This window comes from Pseudogemmobacter sp. TB195 (assembly GCF_058313095.1).
This window is the reverse complement of sequence record NZ_JBZEGG010000016.1, coordinates 63,732-83,455: the sequence shown is the minus strand read 5'-3', so window position 1 is coordinate 83,455 and position 19,724 is coordinate 63,732. Positions and strand designations below refer to the sequence as shown.

At 64.4% G+C, this 19,724-nt stretch carries 18 protein-coding genes; 7 read left to right on the top strand and 11 right to left on the bottom strand.

Annotated elements, in window-relative coordinates; all coding sequences use genetic code 11:
* Positions 1-283: 283 nt before the first annotated feature.
* The 3 genes from AC4FS3_RS16855 to AC4FS3_RS16845 are packed head-to-tail and all read right to left on the bottom strand — an operon-like array spanning position 284 to position 2,047.
* Positions 284-1,069: an SDR family oxidoreductase gene (locus AC4FS3_RS16855; protein ID WP_491021510.1), complete on the bottom strand. Its 786-nt coding sequence runs from the start codon at positions 1,067-1,069 to the stop codon at positions 284-286.
* Positions 1,066-1,248: a hypothetical protein gene (locus AC4FS3_RS16850; protein ID WP_198837512.1), complete on the bottom strand. Its 183-nt coding sequence runs from the start codon at positions 1,246-1,248 to the stop codon at positions 1,066-1,068. Before AC4FS3_RS16850 ends, AC4FS3_RS16855 begins: the two co-directional genes overlap by 4 nt.
* A gap of 1 nt (position 1,249) precedes the next feature.
* Entirely contained in the window at positions 1,250-2,047 is a 798-nt protein-coding gene (locus tag AC4FS3_RS16845; RefSeq protein WP_491021509.1) for a S49 family peptidase, read from the bottom strand.
* 246 nt (positions 2,048-2,293) lie between these two features.
* Between AC4FS3_RS16845 and surE the strand changes: the two genes are divergently transcribed.
* The 3 genes from surE to AC4FS3_RS16830 all read left to right on the top strand — a co-directional run bounded on the left by surE (position 2,294) and on the right by AC4FS3_RS16830 (position 5,042).
* Entirely contained in the window at positions 2,294-3,079 is a 786-nt protein-coding gene (gene surE, locus AC4FS3_RS16840; RefSeq protein WP_491021508.1) for a 5'/3'-nucleotidase SurE, read from the top strand.
* Complete coding sequence (locus tag AC4FS3_RS16835) at positions 3,076-3,756, top strand: protein-L-isoaspartate(D-aspartate) O-methyltransferase (RefSeq protein WP_491021507.1); 681 nt, start codon at positions 3,076-3,078, stop codon at positions 3,754-3,756. The genes surE and AC4FS3_RS16835 overlap by 4 nt, the downstream gene beginning before the upstream one ends.
* A 155-nt stretch (positions 3,757-3,911) precedes the next feature.
* Positions 3,912-5,042 carry a peptidoglycan DD-metalloendopeptidase family protein gene (locus tag AC4FS3_RS16830; RefSeq protein ID WP_283178768.1) on the top strand — a complete coding sequence of 377 codons (1,131 nt, stop codon included), beginning with the start codon at positions 3,912-3,914 and terminating at the stop codon, positions 5,040-5,042.
* 146 nt (positions 5,043-5,188) lie between these two features.
* Here AC4FS3_RS16830 and AC4FS3_RS16825 read toward each other — a convergent pair whose 3' ends face one another.
* The 5 genes from AC4FS3_RS16825 to AC4FS3_RS16805 all read right to left on the bottom strand — a co-directional run bounded on the left by AC4FS3_RS16825 (position 5,189) and on the right by AC4FS3_RS16805 (position 9,590).
* Positions 5,189-6,472 (bottom strand): hemolysin family protein, encoded by a 1,284-nt coding sequence (locus AC4FS3_RS16825; protein WP_491021506.1) that lies wholly within the window; start codon positions 6,470-6,472, stop codon positions 5,189-5,191.
* A 64-nt stretch (positions 6,473-6,536) separates the two neighbouring features.
* Positions 6,537-7,409, bottom strand: coding sequence for an ATP-binding protein (locus AC4FS3_RS16820; RefSeq protein WP_491021505.1), 873 nt, complete (start codon positions 7,407-7,409; stop codon positions 6,537-6,539).
* Positions 7,406-8,314: a twin-arginine translocase subunit TatC gene (gene tatC, locus AC4FS3_RS16815; protein WP_283177412.1), complete on the bottom strand. Its 909-nt coding sequence runs from the start codon at positions 8,312-8,314 to the stop codon at positions 7,406-7,408. Before tatC ends, AC4FS3_RS16820 begins: the two co-directional genes overlap by 4 nt.
* Positions 8,311-9,210 carry a Sec-independent protein translocase protein TatB gene (tatB, locus tag AC4FS3_RS16810; RefSeq protein ID WP_491021504.1) on the bottom strand — a complete coding sequence of 300 codons (900 nt, stop codon included), beginning with the start codon at positions 9,208-9,210 and terminating at the stop codon, positions 8,311-8,313. The genes tatC and tatB overlap by 4 nt, the downstream gene beginning before the upstream one ends.
* A gap of 158 nt (positions 9,211-9,368) precedes the next feature.
* Positions 9,369-9,590, bottom strand: a complete 222-nt coding sequence (locus AC4FS3_RS16805) for a twin-arginine translocase TatA/TatE family subunit (RefSeq protein ID WP_198837520.1) — start codon at positions 9,588-9,590, stop codon at positions 9,369-9,371.
* A gap of 245 nt (positions 9,591-9,835) precedes the next feature.
* On the opposite strand from AC4FS3_RS16805, the gene AC4FS3_RS16800 reads away from it, so the two are divergent.
* On the top strand, positions 9,836-10,207 hold the full coding sequence (locus AC4FS3_RS16800) for a helix-turn-helix transcriptional regulator (RefSeq protein ID WP_092896327.1): 372 nt from the start codon (positions 9,836-9,838) through the stop codon (positions 10,205-10,207).
* An 18-nt stretch (positions 10,208-10,225) separates the two neighbouring features.
* Here AC4FS3_RS16800 and AC4FS3_RS16795 read toward each other — a convergent pair whose 3' ends face one another.
* Positions 10,226-11,005 (bottom strand): SDR family oxidoreductase, encoded by a 780-nt coding sequence (locus AC4FS3_RS16795; protein ID WP_491021503.1) that lies wholly within the window; start codon positions 11,003-11,005, stop codon positions 10,226-10,228.
* Positions 11,006-11,419: 414 nt separating this feature from the next.
* Here AC4FS3_RS16795 and AC4FS3_RS16790 point away from each other — a divergent pair, with 414 nt between their 5' ends.
* Complete coding sequence (locus AC4FS3_RS16790; RefSeq protein WP_491021502.1) at positions 11,420-12,559, top strand: Hint domain-containing protein; 1,140 nt, start codon at positions 11,420-11,422, stop codon at positions 12,557-12,559.
* 12 nt (positions 12,560-12,571) lie between these two features.
* Here the strand turns inward: AC4FS3_RS16790 and AC4FS3_RS16785 are convergent, their stop codons facing one another.
* On the bottom strand, positions 12,572-13,504 hold the full coding sequence (locus AC4FS3_RS16785) for a hypothetical protein (protein ID WP_491021501.1): 933 nt from the start codon (positions 13,502-13,504) through the stop codon (positions 12,572-12,574).
* A 153-nt stretch (positions 13,505-13,657) separates the two neighbouring features.
* Between AC4FS3_RS16785 and AC4FS3_RS16780 the strand changes: the two genes are divergently transcribed.
* Complete coding sequence (locus AC4FS3_RS16780; RefSeq protein WP_491021500.1) at positions 13,658-15,256, top strand: peptide chain release factor 3; 1,599 nt, start codon at positions 13,658-13,660, stop codon at positions 15,254-15,256.
* Positions 15,257-15,354: 98 nt separating this feature from the next.
* Here the strand turns inward: AC4FS3_RS16780 and AC4FS3_RS16775 are convergent, their stop codons facing one another.
* Entirely contained in the window at positions 15,355-15,801 is a 447-nt protein-coding gene (locus tag AC4FS3_RS16775; RefSeq protein ID WP_491021499.1) for a TFIIB-type zinc ribbon-containing protein, read from the bottom strand.
* 363 nt (positions 15,802-16,164) lie between these two features.
* On the opposite strand from AC4FS3_RS16775, the gene AC4FS3_RS16770 reads away from it, so the two are divergent.
* Positions 16,165-18,033 carry a DEAD/DEAH box helicase gene (locus AC4FS3_RS16770; protein ID WP_491021498.1) on the top strand — a complete coding sequence of 623 codons (1,869 nt, stop codon included), beginning with the start codon at positions 16,165-16,167 and terminating at the stop codon, positions 18,031-18,033.
* The last annotated feature ends 1,691 nt before the right edge of the window (positions 18,034-19,724 follow it).

The window sequence follows — 19,724 nt, the reverse complement described above, 5'->3', positions numbered from 1 at the left end:
AAAGACAAATGCAGAAGGTCACGATTCTGCCTCCGCGCTGCAATGAACCAGAGCCAGGAGCAAGAGGGAAGAAGTCCACCGTTTCTGTGGATAAGTATGAGGAGAAACTTTCCGGAAGCCGGAATTTTCCTTGTTTTCGGCAGGCCTCACCGATTTGCCTAATTTTTGTGCATTTCCATAAAGCATTGAAAAACAGCAGAATATTTTCTCACTCACGACAAGGCGTTGAGAAATCAGGCCTTTTCGTAACAGGCTTGTGAAGCAAGGGGCGAAAGTGGACAAGTTAACGCCCCTGACCCGGCCGGAACGTGCCCGCCCCCCGGGCGCCGAGGTGCTGACCGGCATCAACCGCGATCATCTGGCCGGTCACGGCGGGGCTCTCTGTCAGGTAGCCAAGCGCGGAAGTGATGTCATCCAGACCGACACCGCGCTGCAAAACCGTGCCGCGGCGTTCCGCGCCATAATCGGCCTCGGACTGGCTCTCCGCGATCAAAGTCGGCCCCGGCCCGATGGCATTGACGCGGATATCGGGCGCAAGCTCCTGCGCCGCCGTTTGCGTCAGCGCCCAGAGGCCCATTTTGGCAATCGTATAGGTCGAGAAATCCGGCCCCGGTGCCAGCACCCGCTGGTCAATCATATTGACCACCATCCCCCGCGCCAGCCGCTCGCCAGCCGCATCGGTCAGCGCAAGCGGGCATTGGCGGGCAAAGCCCTGGATCAGCAGATAGGGCGCGCGCAGGTTCGATCCGATATGGCGATCCCAGCTTTCGCGTGTTGCTGTGCGGATCGTGTCCGCCTCGAAAATCGAGGCATTGTTCACCAGAAGCGTCAGCGGCCCAAGTTCTGCCACTGCCGCAGGTATCAGTGCCTCACAGGCGGCCTCATCCAGCAGATCGGCCTTTAAGGCCACCGCGCGCCGGCCAAGCGCGGTGATCTCTGCCGCCACCTCTGCCGCCGCCGCCCCGGAGCGCTGGTAATGCACCGCCACATCCCAGCCGCGACCGGCCAGATAGAGTGCCATCGCGCGGCCAAGCCGGCGCCCGGCCCCGGTGACCAGCGCCGTCTTCACTTCTTCCCCTTGCGGCAGTCACAGGGCGAGCGCCCCAGCAATGGCCGGCCACACTGCCCGCATTTTCCGGCCTTTGCCGGGCGCCCGCGCAGCATCCGCGCATCGGGGAACAGGATCTTGCCGATCATCCCGACCAGAGCCATGGCGCAGAGAAAAACGAGGATGATTTTCCACACCATGTCAGAGCCCGTAACGTGCAAACATCGCGCGCTCCTCTGCCGCAGCCAGCGCCGCCTCGCCAAGGTTGAGTCCGAAGCGGCTGAGCAGCCCGCGTTTGCGGGTGGTCACCGGCAGCAGGCGGGCCTTGTCGCCGTAAATCTCGCGCAGCTTCGGTTTCAGATGCGCAACGCCATCGACAAGGCCCAGATCCACCGCCTGCTGGCCCAGCCAGATATCGGCGTTGAAGAGATCGGCCCCTGCGGCCAGCCTCGCCCCGCGCCGGGCCTTTACATGGGCGATGAAGTTTTCATGCAGCGGCGTCAGCAGCGCGCGGATGCGGGCGACATCCTCCTCGCTCTGGGGCCGGAACGGGTCGGCGAAGCTTTTCGACGTGCCGGCGGTATGGACACGGCGCTCGATCCCGTGGCGGGCGATCAGATCGGTCAGACCAAAGCCCGCCATGATCACCCCGATCGAGCCGATGATCGAGCTTGCATCGACCCAGATATCGTCGGCAGCCGTCGCCAGCCAATAGCCGCCCGAGGCTGCCACATCCTCGACAAAGGCATGGACGGGGATCTTCTTCTCTTCGGCCAGCCGGCGGATCCGCGCCGCGATCAGGCTTGATTGCACCGGCGAGCCGCCGGGCGAATTGATCGCCAGTGCCACAGCCGCAGGTTTGCCGCGCGAAAAGGCGCGCTCGATCGCCAGAGCAAGGCCCGCATCATTGAGCGCCCGCCCTCCCTGGCCGATCTGGCCCTCAAGACGGATCACCGGAACCAGCGGCGGTTTTTTCAGAAAGGGGATGAATTTGCGCATGGCCCAGAGCTAAGGCCTCTGCCCCTTCGCGGCAAGTCCCCCACCGCCGTCACGCAGCTTTGCGACATCAGACGCGGCGGGTTCAGCGCGGCAGGCTTAACGCGACAGGGCTCCGCCTTGCCGCAATCTGCGGTATTGGCACCGGGCATATACACAACATTCAGGGCGGCAGACGGGTCTTTCAGGGCCACACTGCTTGTAGCAAAGCCCCGATGCGGCTAATCAGAAGTCCAGCCAGAGGATATCATGCGCATTCTGATCACCAATGATGACGGCATCAACGCCCAGGGGCTTGAAGTGCTGTACGAGATCGCCACCGAGATCGCCGGACCGGGCGGAGAAGTCTGGACCGTCGCCCCCGCTTTCGAGCAATCCGGCGTCGGCCATTGCATCAGCTACAACAAGCCCATGGCCATCGCGAAACTCGGCCATCGCCGCTATGCGGCCGAAGGCAGCCCCGCCGATTGCGTGCTGGCGGCGATCTATGATGTGCTCCAGGGCGCCAGGCCCGATCTGGTGTTGTCGGGCGTGAACCGCGGCAATAACTCGGCCGAGAATGTGCTTTATTCCGGCACCATCGGCGCCGCGATGGAAGGCGCGCTGCAAGGCATCCCCGCCATCGCCCTGTCGCAATATATGGGGCCCGAGACCGAAGGTCTTCCCGACCAGTTCGAAAGCGCGCGGGTCCATGGCGCCGGGGTGATCCGCCGCCTGCTGGAAAATGGCATCTGGACCGAAGATGATTACCGCATCTTTTACAATGTGAATTTCCCGCCACTGCCCGCGGCTCAGACCAGACCCCTACGCGTAGCGGCCCAGGGCTTCCGCCGCGACACGGCTTTCTCGGCCGAAGGTCAGGTCTCGCCCAATGGGCGCCGGTTCCTCTGGATCAAAGGCGGGCCGCAACACAGCCCCACCCTTCCCGGGACCGATGCCGAGCTGAACCTTGCCGGTCATATCTCGGTCACGCCGTTGCGCGCCGATCTGACCGCCCATGACCTGCTCGCCGATCTGGCGGCGCGCCTCGGATGAGCGCATGGCAGCCGGAGGATACGGAAGATGAGGCCTCCGGCAGCCATGCCGAACGAAAAATGCGTTTTCTTTTTGCCTTGCGCTCGCATGGGGTGACCGACAGCCGCGTGCTCTCGGCCATGGAAAAAGTCGATCGCGGCCGCTTTGTGAAAGGCGTCTTTGCCGCGCGCGCCTATGATGACATGCCGCTGCCAATCTCTTGCGGCCAGACGATCTCGCAGCCCTCGATTGTGGGGCTGATGACCCAGGCGCTTCAGGTCGGGCCGCGCGATACCGTGCTCGAGATCGGCACCGGCTCGGGCTACCAGGCCGCGATCCTGTCCTCGCTGGCGCGCAGGGTCTACACGGTCGACCGCTGGCGGCGCCTCTCGCGCGAAGCGCAGGAGATTTTCGCAGCGATGGGCCTGACCAATGTGACGGCGCTGGCGCGGGACGGGTCTTTCGGCTTGCCCGATCAGGCGCCGTTCGACCGCATCCTCGTGACCGCCGCCGCCGAAGACCCGCCGGGACCGTTGCTCGCGCAGCTGAAACCGGGTGGCATCATGGTGCTGCCGGTCGGGCAATCCGATACGGTGCAACAGCTGATCCGGGTGAAACGGCTGCCGAACGGCTTCGACTACGAGGAACTTCGCCCGGTGCGGTTTGTCCCTCTGGTCGAAGGGCTCGGGAATGAGTAGAATCACCTGAAACAGGCAGAACCGGGGGCAAATCCCGGAAGAATGAGGCGAAAAGGCAAAAGGCGGAGCAGATGACCCAGATTTCCCATGATCCCGTGAGGCGCAGCGTTTTGCCAGGCGAAGGCAAGGGACGGACGCGGCTGGGGCTGGTTCTCATGTCCTGTGCCACGATGGCGCTGACGGGCTGCGTGAACAACAATAATTTCGACTGGGATCTGCGCGGCGGCCCCGGCGGCACTTCGGAAGAGGCGCGCCAGGCAACGGCTTCGCGCCCGGTCCCTGATGGCAATGGCGTGCTGTCATACCCTGGCTATCAGATGGCACAGGCGCGGCGCGGCGAAACGGTCGCCACCATGTCCTCACGGCTGGGGCTGAGTGCGACCGATGTGGCGCGCACCAACTCGCTGCAGATCAACGATCCGCTGCGCGAGGGCGAGCTTTTGCTGCTCCCCGGCCGGGTCGCCGCGGCGCCGCAGCCGATGGTCGCAACTGCCCCGGTCGATATCACCGCAGGCGCAACGGCGGCGCTTGACCGGGTGGAAAGCTCGGCCCTGCCGCCTCCGGCCAGCACGAAACCGGTGGCCGTGAGCACGCCAGGCGGCGGCAAGGAACCGACCCGCCACACGGTGAAACGCGGCGAAACCGCCTTCATCATCGCGCGCGCCTATAATGTTTCGGCGAAGTCGCTGGCGGAATGGAACGGGCTGGGATCGGATATGGCGATCCGCGAGGGTCAGACGCTGATCATCCCGGTCGCCACCGGCGCCGCCCCGAACCCCGAGCCGAAACCTTCGGCTCCGGGCTCCGGCAGCGCGACCCCGGTGCCGCCCTCGGCCTCAAAACCCCTGCCCGATGAGAAGACGACGCCAACCGGCACGAAACCCGCAGGCACCCCATCGTCTCCCGATATGGGGGCAAGCCGCACCGGCGCTTCGGCCTCGCGCATGACGATGCCGGCCTCCGGCAGCATCGTCAAAGGCTATGACCGAAAGTCGAACCAGGGCATCAATATTGGCGCGGCGGCGGGCTCTGCCGTCAAGGCCGCAGATGGCGGCACGGTGGCCGCGATCACCCGCGATACTGAACAGGTGCAGATCGTGGTGATCCGGCATTCGAACGGGCTGATGACGGTCTATGCCGGCGTCGACCAGCTGAAGGTGAAAAAGGGCGACTCTGTCAGCCGCGGACAGCAGATCGGTGTGGTGCGTTCGGGCAACCCGTCCTTCCTGCATTTCGAGGTCCGCAAGGGCGTCGACAGCCTGGATCCGATGCCCTATCTCCAGTGACACCTGCGGAAAGGGGCGCTGCCCCCGTCTGCTGACGCAGACTCCCCCGGGATATTTAGAGACAGATGAAAAGTCGAAGAGCGGATTTCATCTGTCTCTAAAATATCCCCGCCGGAGGCATCCGCAGCCAGCCAGACGCGCCGGCATCAGAGCTTTGACACCAGCACCTTGTCGATCCTGAGCCCGTCGAGATCCACGACCTCGAAGCTTAGGGCCACGCCATCCGGCGCCTGCAGGGCAAAACGCTCGCCAAGACCCGCCATATGGCCGAGCTGGTGCAGGACCAGACCCGCCACGGTGTCATATTCGCCGGCCGCATCGCGCGGCAGGCCCATACGGTCACAAAACTCATCAGCCGGCATCCAGCCTGCGACGAGGAGCGATCCGTCGGTGCGTTCAAAGACCGGAGGCTCGCGCGGGTCCGCCCCGGCCTCGGCGCCGGTGATCGCCTGCAAGAGGTCGCTTTGCGTGATCAGCCCTTCGAAATTGCCATATTCATCATAGACCAGCGCCAGGTGCTCGCCCGATCTTTGCAGCACCGCGACCACATCCAGCGCCTCCATCCGGTCCGAGATCACCGGAACATTGCGCAAAAGCCTGCGCAGATCCGGCAGGTCGCCCCGCGCCAATACGCCATAGAGATCCGCGAGCCGGATCACCCCCAGCACATCCCCCGCCGCATCGGCGACCGGGATGCGGCTCTGGCTGATCCCGCTGACCCGCGCTGCCACCTCATCGGGCTCCAGATCCACCGGCAGCGTCGTCACCTCCTGGCGCGGCGTCATCAGCGCGCGTGCCGTGCGGTCCGACAGCCGCATCACGCCCGAGATCATATTGCGCTCTTCTTCTTCGAGAACGCCGCCCTGCTGCGCTTCGGTCAAAAGCACATTAACCTCTTCCTCGGTGACCCTGTTACCGCTCTCGCCGCGCTGCCCCAGAAGCCTCAGGATCAGCCGGCCGGAATTTTCCAGAAACCACACGACCGGCGCCGCCACGACCGACAAAAGCGCCATCATCGGCGCGACCTTTGCCGCCACCGCCTCGGGATTGCGCAAGGCGATCTGTTTCGGAACCAGTTCTCCGATGATCAGCGAGACATAGGTGATCGCGATCACCGCACCGCCGACGCCGATCCGCGAGGCCCAGGCATCGCTCATCCCCCCGGCGGCCAGCCAGGCGGCAAGGCGCCCGCCCAGCGTATCCCCCGCCAGCGCGCCCGAAAGCACCCCGACCCCGGTGATCCCGATCTGCACCGTCGAGAGGAACCGCCCCGGATTTTCCGACAGCCGCAGCGCCTGGGCTGCGCCGCGCGACGTGGCGGCCATGCTTTTCAGCCGTGCCGGCCGCGAGGACACCACCGCCAGCTCTGACATCGAAAAGACGCCGTTCAACGCGATCAGCGCCAGAAGGACCAGGATTTCCGTCAGCATCGGGCCGCCCTTTCTTTGCGCAACGGGCGCAAAGTGGCCGGCCCGCGCCACATTCAGTCTGTTGTCACACTGCCAGCGTCACGCCTTCGCGCGCTGCCAGATCGCAGAAAAACTGCCAGGCCACCCGGCCCGAGCGCGAGCCGCGCGTCGCCTGCCATTCAATCGCTTCGGCCCGCAGCCGTTCTGGGCTGACAGTGACGCCATGCGCATCGCAATAGCCCCGGATCATCGCCAGATATTCGTCCTGGCTGCAGGGATGGAAGCCGAGCCAGAGCCCGAACCGGTCCGAGAGTGAGACCTTTTCCTCGACCGCCTCGCCGGGATTGATCGCCGAGGAGCGCTCATTCTCGATCATATCGCGCGGCATCAGGTGACGGCGGTTCGAGGTGGCGTAGAACAGCACATTTTCCGGCCGGCCCGAGATCCCGCCATCCAGCACCGCCTTCAGCGATTTGTAATGCTGGTCGTCATGGCTGAAAGAGAGATCGTCGCAGAACAGAAGGAACCGCTGCTCCGGCGCCGCGCGCAGATGCGACAGGAGCCGCGCGACCGTCGGCAGGTCTTCCCGTGCGAGTTCCACGATCTTGAGGCTCAGCCCCTCTGCGAGGATCTGCGCATGGGCGGCTTTGACGAGGCTCGATTTCCCCATGCCGCGCGCGCCCCATAGCAGCGCGTTATTCGCGGGCAGGCCGCGCGCGAAATGGCGGGTGTTTTCCAAAAGCGTGTCGCGTGATCGGTCGACGCCCACCAGCAGCGAGATATCGACACGCGAGACATGCGGAACGGGGTCAAGCCGTTCCGGCCCCGTGGCCCAGACAAAGGCCTCGGCTTCGGTGAAATCAGGATCGGGCAAAGGCGCCGGAGCCATTCGCTCCAGCGCCGCTGCGATCCGGGTGAGTTGGGGGGCCAGATCGCCCCCGCTCAGAGTATCCGTCATGCTTCGTCCGCGTCCTCTTCCCATTCGCCATTCGCACGTGCCTCGGCTTCCTGTTTCTTCTCGAAACGGCGCACGAGGAAAATGGAAACTTCATAGAGCGGATAGACGGCGGCGAACAGGATCAGTTGCGACATGATATCGGGCGGGGTGACGACTGCGGCCACGATCAGGATGATCACGATGGCATAGCGGCGCACGCCCGCCAGGCCCTTTGCCGTCACCAGCCCCGCGCGCCCCATCAGGGTCAGAAGCACCGGCAGCTGGAAACACAGACCGAAGGCAAAGATCAGCTTGAGCGAAATATCAAGCGTCTCATTGACCTTACCCTGGAAGACGATGCCGATCCCGCTGCCGGTCGCAGCCGGCACCGCCGGTGCCGCGCCGGGGATCACCACCTGTGAGCTGTCATGCAGCGCCCCCGCGACCTGGCCGAAGACCGCATTGAACATCGAAGTGACCGAGGCAAAGCCCAGGAAGAACTGCATCGCAATCGGGGTGACGACGAATTGCGCGAAAGCGGCGCCCAGCAGGAACAGCGCCGGCGAGGCCAGCAGGAAGGGCAGGAAAGCGCGCTTTTCGCTTTTATAAAGCCCCGGCGCCACGAAACGCCACATCTGATAGCCGATCACCGGGAAGCTGACGACCAGACCCGCGATCACCGAGACATGGATCAGGGTAAAGAAATACTCTTGCGGCGCGGTATATTGCATCACCGGATTGGGGTTTCCGAGCGCGCGCATCGCATTTTCGATCGGCTTCAGCAGGAAGCCGAGGATCGGTTCCGCCACCACGAAACAGGCCAGCATCGCAACGAGGAAGGCCCCGACCGACCACAGAATGCGGTTCCTGAGCTCGATCAGATGTTCGATCAGCGGGGCGGAGCTGTCTTCGATCTCCTGGGTCATGCCTGATCCTCCGCCTTATCGAGGCCAGTTTTTACAGCCGCTTTGACGGCGGGTTTTGCGGCAGTCTTGCGAGGCTTCGCGGCAGGTGTGCCGGTCTCGGCCTTTGCCGCTGCCGTCCTGGATTTTGCCACCGGCTTTTCGGCTTTCGGGGCAGGTGCCGCTTTGGTCTTTGCGGCGGTCCTCGTGCTGGCTTTGGTGCCGGGATCGCCAGCGGCTTCGGCCCTCGCCGCCGCGACCTTGCGCTTTGCGGCGGGCTTTGCGGCGGGGGCCGCGCCCAGCGATGTGCTGGTCACCGGCGGCGCGATGATCGTCGCCGGGACCGTCTCTGGCGCATCCTCGAAAGCACTCGCGGTGCTTTGCGGCGGAGGCGGCGTGTTGCGCAGCCGCTCTGCCGCTTCGCGGGCAATGGCCTCACGCTCGGCGCGTTTCATCGCGAGATCGGTGGTGTTCGGGCCAGCAGCGGCACCGGGAGAAACAGGCGCATTGGGATCCGGGATCGCGCCCGTCTCAGCCCCGGCGGGATCGGCCGCAACGGCGGATCCAAGCCCGACCGCCGCAGCAGGTGCCACGGCCCCGCCCGCTGCCGCCGTCGTGGCAGGCGTGCTGCCCCGCGCGGTCTTCAGCGGATCCCATTTCTCGAACTTATCCGCCGCCGATTTCACCGCATCAAGCCCCATGCTTTTGGGGCTTGTCACCTTGCGCAGGTCATTGGCGACATCCTGGACACCGCTCTCTTTTGCGGCATCTTCCATGGCGCGCGAGAATTCCCGTGCCATGGATCTGAGTTTTGCCGTGAACCGCCCCAAAGTGCGGAACATCTCGGGCAGGTCTTTCGGTCCGATGACGACAAGCGCCACCACACCAATGACCAGAAGCTCGGACCAGCCGACTTCCATCCGCGCCTCTCCTTAAATGCGTGTTGTCCCCAGGATCAGCCCGCCTGCAAGGCTTGCGGCCAGCCATCCGGCCGGCGGATTGCCTGCAACAAGGCTGCCTCGCCCGTCTCTGCCCGGCCCGGTAAGGGGTCGTCAGAGGGGGCGCTGACCCTTGCGGCTCAGACCTTGTCTTTTGCCACGGTCTCGGCCGGGGTCACATCCTTGGCAACCTCGGCGCGCTCTTTCTCGATCTCGGCAGTGCCATCAGACACGCCTTTCTTGAAGGCGGTGATGCCCTTGCCGACCTCACCCATCAGCGAGGACACTTTGCCCTTGCCAAAGAGCACGAGAACAACAACGGCGATAAGCAGAAGGCCGGGAAGGCCGATATTCTGAAGCATGGAAACCTCCATCCAAACGGGGCCCCGGTGGTTGACAGCCAGGGCGTGATTCACGTCTTCGCGGCCGCTGTGACCGCGATATGGTCCCAGGGTAGGGCCAATCGACGGGCGGATAAAAGAGCCATTCCACTTGTGCCCTCCGGTCAACTGACAGTATTTTGTCAGTTGCCCTGACGGGGATGCCCGGCCCGGGCGGCACCACAGGAGGCGCGGCACGGGCGCCCCAGGGCTGAGAGGTCGATGAGATGAAACGCGATGCCCGGCTTTACGACCTCGTGCAGATCCTGCGCGACGGCAAGCTGCATACGGCGGAAGAGCTGGCGGCCAGCCTTGGCGTCTCGACCCGCACGGTCTGGCGCGACATGGCGATGATGGCGGCGACCGGCCTGCCGGTGACGGGCGAACGCGGGCTGGGCTATATCCTGCGCTCGCCACTGATGCTGCCGCCGACCGTGCTGACGCCCGATGAGCTGGAAGCACTCGCCTGTGGGCTCAGACATGTCGAGGCCAATGATCCCGGCCTCGCCCGGGCGGCGCGCAATCTGCTTTACAAGATCACCACGCTCTTGCCCCAGGCCGGGATAGGTCCGGACGATATGGACCCGGCGGATGAGTGACCCTGCCGGGGGAGGTGATCAGATCGTCAGATTGGTCGCCCCGCCATCCGCGAGGATATTCTGCCCGATGATGAACCCGGCATGGACAGAACAAAGAAAGGCACAGGTCGCGCCAAACTCCGCCGCTGTGCCGTAACGCTGCACCGGGATCGTGGCTTCGCGCTGGCGCTTTGCCTCTTCGAGGCTGAGCCCGGTTTTGGCCGAGACCCCCTGATCCAGCGCCACGGCGCGGTCGGTGGCATGGATGCCGGGCAAGAGGTTGTTGATCGCAACCCCCTTCCCCGCCACCTGGCGCGCGGTGCCGGCGACAAAGCCGGTCAACCCGGTGCGCGCGGTGTTTGAGAGACCCAGCACATCCACCGGCGCCCGCACCGAAGCCGAGGTGATATTGACCACCCGGCCCCAGCCCCGCTCCATCATCCCCGGCACCAGCGCCTGCATCAGCGCGATCGGCGTCAGCATATTCGCATCAAGCGCGCGGATGAAATCGTCGCGGTCCCAGTCACTCCAGACGCCCGGAGGCGGGCCGCCGGCATTGGTCACCAGAATATCCACCGCGCCGGCGGTCTCCAGCACCCGCGCCCGTGCCGCCGCATCGGTGATATCCGCAACAACCGGCGTCACAGAAACCCCATAGGTTTCAGCCAGTTCCGAGGCAGTCTTCACCAAAGCCGCCTCGCCGCGCGCGCAGATCACCAGATCGACCCCCGCCGCCGCCAATGCCTCCGCACAGCCCCGGCCAAGCCCCTTTGACGCCGCCGTGACCAGCGCGGTCTTACCCCTGATGCCCAGATCCATGTCGCTTCCTTTCGCGCTTTTACGGCGGCCAGCCTGACAATGCCCCTGCCGGGTTGCAAGCCCCCCCTTCGACCACAGCGCCTTGCGCAAGGGCGCTGCGGCACAGGATCGGCCTCTGCGTGACGCGGTTATGCGCGGCCGGGACCAGGCGCACAGTCGCGTCGGGGGGAACGCCATCGCGGCCGCGCAGGAAAATCCAGGAAAATGCGCTTCTTCCCGGGTGTTTGTCACAAGCCGCGTTTGACCGCGCGCGACGCGGACTGTTATAGATCAGCGTAATAACCAGTCGGAAACACCTTGCGGTCAAACCCTGGCCGGCGACGTCCAGACGACGGCACGGGCGATTTTTGGAGCCTGATTTCAGATTAGCAGGCCTCGTTTTCATGGGCATAGTTTCAGGACAGATCCGGCAAAATGACTTCTTTCCCCGACCAGAGCCCCAGCCAGGAGCACCGCACGACATCTGCCGCAACAGCGGGCGGCGCAGCTCCGGGTCAGGCCTGCCAGGTTTTCGCGGCCAGGGATATTTTCGTCTCTTCCGGTGTGAACAGCGGCGACGGGCTCGGCCTGCCCGATGACGTCGAAAGCGGCGACATCTATCAGCTTGAGCAAGGCACAGCCCCGTCGCGCCTGCTGATTGAGGCCGCCGGTGACTGCGGCGCGCAGCGGGTTGCTGCCGGCTCGGCGGTCGGTCAGGCGGGGGATCTCGTGCGGCTGATCGCGCGCTACACCCTGATGGCCGATGATGGCGACCGGGTGGAACTTTTACTGATCCGGATCGGCGAGGACGGGGCGGACGCGCTTTGGGTGCTGCCGCTGTCTCCGGTCTCGGACCGCGCAGAATATGCGCTGCTGGCGGTCGAGATCTCGCCCCGCGATGCCCGGCTGACGGCGATGATGAGCCTTTCCTTCGCGCGCGGCACCAGGATCTCGCTCGCCAGCGGTCAGATGGTCGCAATCGAGACGCTGCGCCCGGGGATGAAGCTTCTGACCCGCGATCATGGCCCGCAGGAACTGCGCCATATCGGGCGGGCAAGCCTGCGCGCCATCGGGGCCTTTGCGCCGGTCGTCATCCTGGCCGGAACGCTGGGCAATTCCGGCGATCTGATCGTCGGCCAGCATCACCGGATGTTCCTTTACCAGCGTCATAAACTGCCGGGGCTGGCCACGTCAGAACTGCTGGTCCAGGCCCGCCATCTGGTTGATGAAGAACATGTTTTCATCCGCGAAGCCGGTGTGACCGACTGGTTCAGCCTGATCTTCGACCAGCATGAGATCATCTATGCCGAGGGTATCCCGGTCGAAAGCCTGATGGTCAATGACGCCACCATCTCGCGGCTGCCACCGCAATTCGCCTCCGAGGTGCGCGCACAATTTCCCGGCCTCGCGCATCTGCAGCATTTCGGCACCGAGGCGGGGCGGCAATTCCTCGAATCCATCGGCGGCCCGACACATTGGCGCAATCGTGGCGCAGGCGGCAACCGGAACCCGGCACAAGGTGTCGCCGGACAGAGCACGGGACAGAGCAGCGGGCAAAACAACAAACCGGGCTGACCGGCGCGCGGATCAGCGCCAGAGGCCGCGCCAGCCGCCAGGGTCCGGCAGGGATCCAGGGTCGAGTTTTGCCTGAATTCCCGCACTTTGCGTGCCGATATTCCACAACAGCGCGCTGTTCGGAACCGGAATATCAGTGCCGATTGCCGGATCCATGACCCCGGTCACGATACCCTGAAAGGTCAGCCGCCCGTCTTCCATCACCGCAATCAGCGAGGAACTTGCGCCGGGCGCGGCATCGCAGGTGAAATAGATCATGCCGTTATCGGGCCGCGTCTTGCGCTGTTCACAGCCCTGCCAGGAAAACTCCCAGCCGTTTTCCTGCTCGAACCGCCCGTCATAGCCGATCACCCAGACCGGCCCGGCCGGGTTCTGCCGCGCGGACCAGGGCATCGACCCGCGCAGCCCCCCGGCCCCCCAGGCGAAATCGGGCATGATATCATCCGAGACGGTCTCGGTCAGGCGATAGGCGACCCAGTCCCCGACCCAGGGCATCCCCGCGCCTGCCCGGGTGAAATTCACCGGATCCGGCTCCAGATCGACAATCCTGTTTTCGAATTCCATGCGGCGGACAGCCTCGTCGCCGGACTGGTACGAAATGTCTGGCAAGATGTAAGCGGCATTGGGCAGGAAAATCGCGTCAAGACCCGGGTCGCAATGCACCTGGCCCGGCCCCCTTCCGGTCAGAAGATGCAGTGAGGTCACCGCGTAATCCTGGCCCTCTACCGTGACCAGAACCGCATTCGAACCCCAGCCACAGTCAGGCACAGCAATCCAGCCGATGCGGTTCGCCGCCGTCAGGATCTCGCGTTCGGTCGGGCTGAGATCTGCAACAGGCTTCGCGCGCAGAACCGACATCGCTTCGCGCGCGCCATTGTCGGTGAACCAGGCCGCCTGCACCGGAAGCGCGGAGATCAGCGCGAAAACAACAGCCAGAAGACGCATCGACCAGATCCTCGTAACACACCCGGGCAAAAGGCAAACATGCGGGCCCCGCTTTGTCCAGCCGGCAACGCCTGCCCGGTTTCGGCGGCGGATCTTCCCCCCGGCCCGCCTGCGCGATAGACGGCGACAGCGACAGGCGCTAAAAGCCCGGCCATGCTGGACAACGCCCCCACCCTTCCGCCCGAGATTTCCCGCCGCCGGACCTTCGCGATCATCGCGCATCCGGATGCGGGCAAAACCACGCTGACCGAAAAGTTCCTCCTGTTTGGCGGCGCGATCCAGATGGCGGGCCAGGTGCGCGCCAAGGGCGAGGCGCGGCGCACGCGCTCGGACTTTCTCAAGATGGAACAGGACCGGGGCATCTCGGTCTCGGCCTCGGCGATGTCGTTTGAATATCGCGAGTTCCGGTACAATCTGGTCGACACGCCCGGCCACTCGGATTTTTCCGAAGACACCTATCGCACGCTGACCGCCGTCGATGCCGCGATCATGGTGATCGACGGGGCGAAAGGCGTGGAAAGCCAGACGCGGAAACTGTTCGAGGTCTGCCGGCTGCGCGATCTGCCGATCCTGACTTTCTGCAACAAGATGGACCGCGAGGCGCGCGACACGTTCGAGATCATCGACGAGATTCAGGAGAATCTGGCGATCGACGTGGCGCCGGCCTCCTGGCCGATTGGCTCGGGGCGCGATTTCCTCGGCGCCTATGACCTGCTGAATGACCGCCTCGAGCTGATGGACCGCGCCGACCGCAACAAAGTGGCGGAATCGGTCAAGCTCGACGGGCTGGATGACCCGCGCCTTGCCGATCATATCCCCGCAGACCAGCTGGCGCAGCTGCGCGAGGAAATCGCCATGGCGCGGGAATTGCTGCCCGCCTTTGACCGCGAGGCGTTTTTGCAAGGCGCGATGACGCCGATCTGGTTCGGCTCGGCGATCAATTCCTTTGGCGTCAAAGAGCTGATGGAAGGGATCGGCAATTTCGGCCCCGAACCGCAGCCGCAAAAGGCGGCCGAACGCGCCGTGGCCGCCGAAGAACCAAAGGTCACCGGCTTTGTCTTCAAGGTCCAGGCCAATATGGACCCCAGGCACCGCGACCGCGTGGCCTTTGTCCGCCTCGCCTCGGGCCATTTTGAACGCGGCATGAAACTGACGCATGTGCGGTCCAAAAAGCTGATGGCGGTGACCAATCCGGTGCTGTTCCTCGCCGCCGACCGCGAACTGGCGGATGAGGCCTGGGCCGGCGACATTATCGGCATCCCGAATCACGGTCAGCTCAGGATCGGCGACGCGCTGACCGAGGGCGAGACGCTGCGCTTCACCGGGATCCCGTCTTTCGCGCCCGAGCTCTTGCAAAATATCCGCGCGACCGACCCGATGAAGGCCAAACACCTGGAAAAGGCGCTGATGCAATTCGCCGAGGAAGGTGCTGCCAAAGTTTTCAAGCCCGCCATCGGCTCTGGTTTTATCGTGGGCGTGGTCGGCGCGCTGCAATTCGACGTGCTCGCCTCGCGGATCGGGCTGGAATATCAGATCCCGGTGCGGTTCGAGCCCTCGCAATTCGCCTCGGCGCGCTGGATTTCGGGCGACAGGGACGAGATCGAAAAGATGGTCAATCTGAACAAGCAGCATATCGCCACTGATAATGACGGCGACCTCGTGTTCCTGACCCGGCTGCAATGGGACATCGACCGGGTGGTGCGCGATTATCCGGCGCTGCGGCTGACGGCGACGAAAGAAATGATGGCCTGAGCTGGGCTGCGCCCGGGATACCGGCCCGAGTGCAAGAGCGAAGCATCACCAGGACTGACTGAAAAGGCCGGGAGATCCCTCTCCCGGCCCTTTTTTTATCAAAAATCAAATATTTCGCCCAGGATACTCCCCATTCCGCGTTTGCGGCGCCCCCGGTTGCGGTCATCATAATCTTCGTCATCGTCATCATAGCGTTTGCGGCTGCGGTTGCCGGACATGTCCTGATCCCTCGGATCCGGGATCGGCGTATGGCGCGCGCGCTGATCAAAGCCCATCCGCTCTGACGCGCGGGCGGCGGGAGAGACAGAGCGGTCCTGCTCAGGGTGCGGCCTGGCCGCTTCGCTGACCGGCGGAGGAGGTGGCGGGCTGGCGCGCTGCGGCTCGGCCTGGGTCACAGCCGGCATCGCCTTGCTGGCGGCGACCTCGATCAGCTTATCCAGCTCTCCCCTGTCGAGCCAGATGCCCCGGCATTTTGGGCAGTAGTCGATCTCGACCCCCTGGCGCTCTGTCATAAGCAGCGTCTCGTTGTCGACCGGACATTTCATTCTCGTCTCCGAACTGGGTTTCCTTTGCGCATGTCGGGATAGCTGCTCTCCCGCGCAAGCCCCGCGCCCCCTCAATCTGCAGCCGCCCGGCGAAACAGGCGCAGATCCGCTGCCTGCCCCCGGGGTGCCCCTTTGCACCCCTTTCAGAGCGGAACCAATCCGCCGAAAACACGCCGCACTCGCAACCAGAAGGTCACAATCCGGCACAAAAAGGTGCCTCAGATTGACCATTGTACAAATTCACGCTATCTGGCGCCGGAACCCGCAATCCGGCGGGCTGTTCCGATGGGGCGCCTGAAATCCTGCGTCCCGCCCCCACTCGCGGCCGGTCCTCATGACCCTTGCCGCCACTATTGGACGCATATGACCAAATTTTCCGACCTCGCCCTTGATCCCCGGGTTCTCCAGGCCGTTTCCGAAGCTGGGTATGAGACGCCCACGCCGATCCAGGCTGAAGCCATTCCCGAAGCTCTGAAGGGCCGCGATGTGCTTGGGATCGCCCAGACCGGCACCGGTAAAACCGCAAGCTTCACGCTGCCGATGATCACGCTGCTCGGCCAGGGCCGGGCGCGCGCCCGGATGCCGCGCAGCCTCGTGCTGGCGCCGACGCGCGAACTTGCAGCCCAGGTGGCCGAGAATTTCGACACCTATGCCAAACATACAAAGCTGACCAAGGCGCTCCTGATCGGCGGCGTGGCCTTTGGCGAACAGGACAAGCTGATTGACCGTGGCGTCGACGTGCTGATCGCGACGCCGGGCCGGCTGCTCGATCATTTTGAACGCGGCAAGCTTTTGCTGACCGGCGTGCAGATCATGGTGGTCGATGAGGCCGACCGGATGCTCGATATGGGCTTCATCCCCGATATCGAGCGCATCTTCCAGCTCACCCCCTTCACCCGCCAGACGATGTTCTACTCGGCCACCATGGCCCCCGAAATCGAGCGGATCACCAATACATTCCTGACTGCCCCCGCGCGGATCGAGGTTGCGCGTCAGGCCACCACCAATACGAATATCGACCAGAAGGTCGTGTATTTCACGCCGTCGCGCAAAGACCGGTCCTTCACCGAAAAGCGTGCCGTGCTGCGGTCGCTGATCGCGGCAGAAGGCGAAACCTGCACCAATGGCATCGTGTTCTGCAACCGCAAGATGGATGTGGATGTTGTCGCCAAATCGCTGAAATCGCACGGTTTCAACGCAGCTCCCATCCATGGTGACCTTGACCAGTCGCAGCGGACAAAAACGCTCGATGCCTTCCGCGACGGCTCGCTGCATATCCTCGTGGCCTCTGATGTGGCGGCGCGTGGGCTTGATATTCCGGCGGTCAGCCATGTGTTCAACTTCGATGTGCCGGGCCATCCCGAGGATTACGTGCACCGCATCGGCCGCACCGGCCGCGCCGGCCGCCATGGTCGCGCCTTCACCCTGGCCACACCGTCTGACGCCAAGCAGCTGGCTGCGGTGGAAAGCCTGGTGAAACAGGAAATCCCGCGCGCAGAGCTGCCCGAAGGGCTCGATCTCGAAAGTGCCGGTTCGTCGCGCACCAGCCGCGAACCGCGTGGCGAACGGTCTGACCGCGGGGACCGCAGTGAGCGTGGCGAGCGTTCGCGCGGTGGCAAGGGCCGCGAACGGTCTCGCGGCGGACGCGAACGCGCTCAGGACGAAGACCGCGCCGCAGCAGCCCCCCAGGCCGAACCCGTCGCGCCGAAGGCGCAGCCCGAGCGCAGCGAGGCCCCCCAGAAAGAGGCCAGTGCAAGGGGCAGCTCCGGACGTGAAGGCGGCTCGCGCAGCCCCTCATACAGCGAACCCCGCCGCGATCCGGTCGCCCGCGATGGCAACCGCGAGTCCGCTGGCCGCGAATCGCTCGCCCGTGACGCTGGCAGCCGGGATGCAGGTGGCCGCCGTAACGACCGCCGCGACCGCCGCGACGATGGCCCTGCCGTGATCGGCATGGGCGACCATGTTCCCGACTTCCTGCTGCGCAGCTTCCGGATCAGCACGCCCTCCCCCACCGAGGACAGCGCGGCGGAAGACAATCTCGCCCCGGACCACAGCCCGGAAGAGACGCCCGCAGCCGCGCCCGCAGTGGCAGCACAGAGTGCCGCCCGCGACCCGGAAAGCACCCCGGCTCCCGCAGAGGTTTCGGCATTGGCTCCGGCGGTGGCAGATGTGGCCGCAAACGAGGCCGCAGATGAGGCTGGCGAAAGCGAAGACCGGCTTCAGCCGATCTGAACAGATCTGCGCGCATCCGAAATCTATCTGATGCGCGCAGACCCTATGCTTGGGCCATCTCGCGCCTGAAACCGGAAAGACTGCGCAGCTCAAGGCCCTGAAGCCAACACTCCTGCGCCAGTTTCCCTGCGCCAAAGCATCACCTTGCCCCGCGCGCGCCGCGCCACTGCCCCCCTGCGGTCAAATCTCCGGCTGATAATGGCCACAGCCTGCTCGTCAGTATCGAAGAGGCCGCGGCCGCAGACAGGCGCCTCAGCCCGCCATCCATGAACGCGGGGCAGGTCTTGATCAATTGATCGCGCCGCCTGGCCTGGCCCGGCGGCACAGGCTGTGCCGTGCTGCGCCCGCTGAATGCAAGAGGTGTTCACGCAGCCTGGTGCGGTCTGAGCTGGCGACCCGGATCTTCGCGGCCTGCCCGCATCGGCATCCAAATTTCAGGATCAGCCAATGTCCCAGCCCGCGCAATCTGTACCTCCGCCCCACGGTTGTGGGTTGTTCCGGGTTTCGGGCATCGCTTCCTGACCATGGCTCTGCAAGAAGCAGTCCCCGGTTCACCGGATGGCGGGCAGTGTCGCGGGTCGGTCTCCGTCACAATCCGACCGGACGACGTTGGCGTCCGGGTGATCTCAAAGCAAGGGTTTTGGCCTGGCGTCTTCAGCCTGAGGCGCAGTTTTGCGATGTCGTGTTGCGGCGAAGCGCGACACGTCCCTGCATCGCGTGGTCACGCGCGAAAAGAGAGCTGATCAGGTCGGTCGATCTGTTCAAGACTGTTCTGCGGCTGGTGATTGCACCAACAGCTGCCCCCCCGCCGGTGTGGTCGCCAGAGGCGTGATCGGCGCGAGGTTTACAGCGCAGTTTTACAGGATCGCCGGACTGCGGGCCGGTGCGTGCGGCGCCCCCTCGCGGTGGATGCCGGTGGCGTCACCGAGGAGGGCGCTGATGTCTTTCCGGATCCGGCCGTCCGAACTGTGATCACCACCAGGGCGGTTCCTTCCCACAAAGGGGCTGGCGGGCAGACTGCCATGCACATGCCGGATCGGGATTCACGCCCCAAAGGGTGAGATGTTTGAGTTCAGCTCGCAGCGTGCCAAGCGCAGGCCGACACATTCATCGCCATTGCCAACACCCTTATTCCAGGCCGGCACAACCTCGTTGCCGCCCGCGCCCCTTAACACCACCGTCCACCCGTGCCATGCCTGTCGCCGTTGCGACACTGGCGGCATTCAGCGCGGGGTCCAGGCTGGCTGATCAGAGGCGGCCTGCCGGCGAAACCACGCGTGTCCATGTCGCGGTCTGCGGATATGCAGATCATTCTGCCGCATTACGATTTCAGGCCTTTTGGGTGTCGCGCAGGGCCGCTCTGCAGGGGCGAATTGGTTTGAGATAACAGCAGTGATCCGGGCACGGATTTCGTTCAGGTGTTGACCCGCCTAAAACGATCCGGCCACTTTTTCATGAGCGAGACCCGGGCACCGCGCCGCAATGATCACGGATGGTTCGGCGGGGACTTCGCCTGCGCATGCGCATGCGCCTCAGAGCCCATTCACGCTTTCGCAACAAGGTCTCGCCTGGGCTCGCCCCGGACAGGAACCGCCCCCTGGTCTGTTGGTCCCAGACAAAACGCCGATATCCGCAGTCAAAGGTCGAAAGAAACCTGCTGCTCCTGTCCAAATCTGCAGAAGTCTGCCCCT

Bases quoted from the DNA above. Each gene is read 5' to 3' on its own strand.
- AC4FS3_RS16825 (WP_491021506.1), bottom strand. From the start codon at position 6,472: ATGCTGACGGAAATCCTGGTCCTTCTGGCGCTGATCGCGTTGAACGGC.
- surE (WP_491021508.1), top strand. From the start codon at position 2,294: ATGCGCATTCTGATCACCAATGATGACGGCATCAACGCCCAGGGGCTT.
- AC4FS3_RS16835 (WP_491021507.1), top strand. From the start codon at position 3,076: ATGAGCGCATGGCAGCCGGAGGATACGGAAGATGAGGCCTCCGGCAGC.
- AC4FS3_RS16850 (WP_198837512.1), bottom strand. From the start codon at position 1,248: ATGGTGTGGAAAATCATCCTCGTTTTTCTCTGCGCCATGGCTCTGGTC.
- AC4FS3_RS16795 (WP_491021503.1), bottom strand. From the start codon at position 11,005: ATGGATCTGGGCATCAGGGGTAAGACCGCGCTGGTCACGGCGGCGTCA.
- AC4FS3_RS16770 (WP_491021498.1), top strand. From the start codon at position 16,165: ATGACCAAATTTTCCGACCTCGCCCTTGATCCCCGGGTTCTCCAGGCC.
- AC4FS3_RS16845 (WP_491021509.1), bottom strand. From the start codon at position 2,047: ATGCGCAAATTCATCCCCTTTCTGAAAAAACCGCCGCTGGTTCCGGTG.
- AC4FS3_RS16800 (WP_092896327.1), top strand. From the start codon at position 9,836: ATGAAACGCGATGCCCGGCTTTACGACCTCGTGCAGATCCTGCGCGAC.
- AC4FS3_RS16805 (WP_198837520.1), bottom strand. From the start codon at position 9,590: ATGCTTCAGAATATCGGCCTTCCCGGCCTTCTGCTTATCGCCGTTGTT.
- AC4FS3_RS16790 (WP_491021502.1), top strand. From the start codon at position 11,420: ATGACTTCTTTCCCCGACCAGAGCCCCAGCCAGGAGCACCGCACGACA.
- AC4FS3_RS16785 (WP_491021501.1), bottom strand. From the start codon at position 13,504: ATGCGTCTTCTGGCTGTTGTTTTCGCGCTGATCTCCGCGCTTCCGGTG.
- AC4FS3_RS16820 (WP_491021505.1), bottom strand. From the start codon at position 7,409: ATGACGGATACTCTGAGCGGGGGCGATCTGGCCCCCCAACTCACCCGG.
- AC4FS3_RS16780 (WP_491021500.1), top strand. From the start codon at position 13,658: ATGCTGGACAACGCCCCCACCCTTCCGCCCGAGATTTCCCGCCGCCGG.
- AC4FS3_RS16775 (WP_491021499.1), bottom strand. From the start codon at position 15,801: ATGAAATGTCCGGTCGACAACGAGACGCTGCTTATGACAGAGCGCCAG.
- tatC (WP_283177412.1), bottom strand. From the start codon at position 8,314: ATGACCCAGGAGATCGAAGACAGCTCCGCCCCGCTGATCGAACATCTG.
- tatB (WP_491021504.1), bottom strand. From the start codon at position 9,210: ATGGAAGTCGGCTGGTCCGAGCTTCTGGTCATTGGTGTGGTGGCGCTT.
- AC4FS3_RS16830 (WP_283178768.1), top strand. From the start codon at position 3,912: ATGTCCTGTGCCACGATGGCGCTGACGGGCTGCGTGAACAACAATAAT.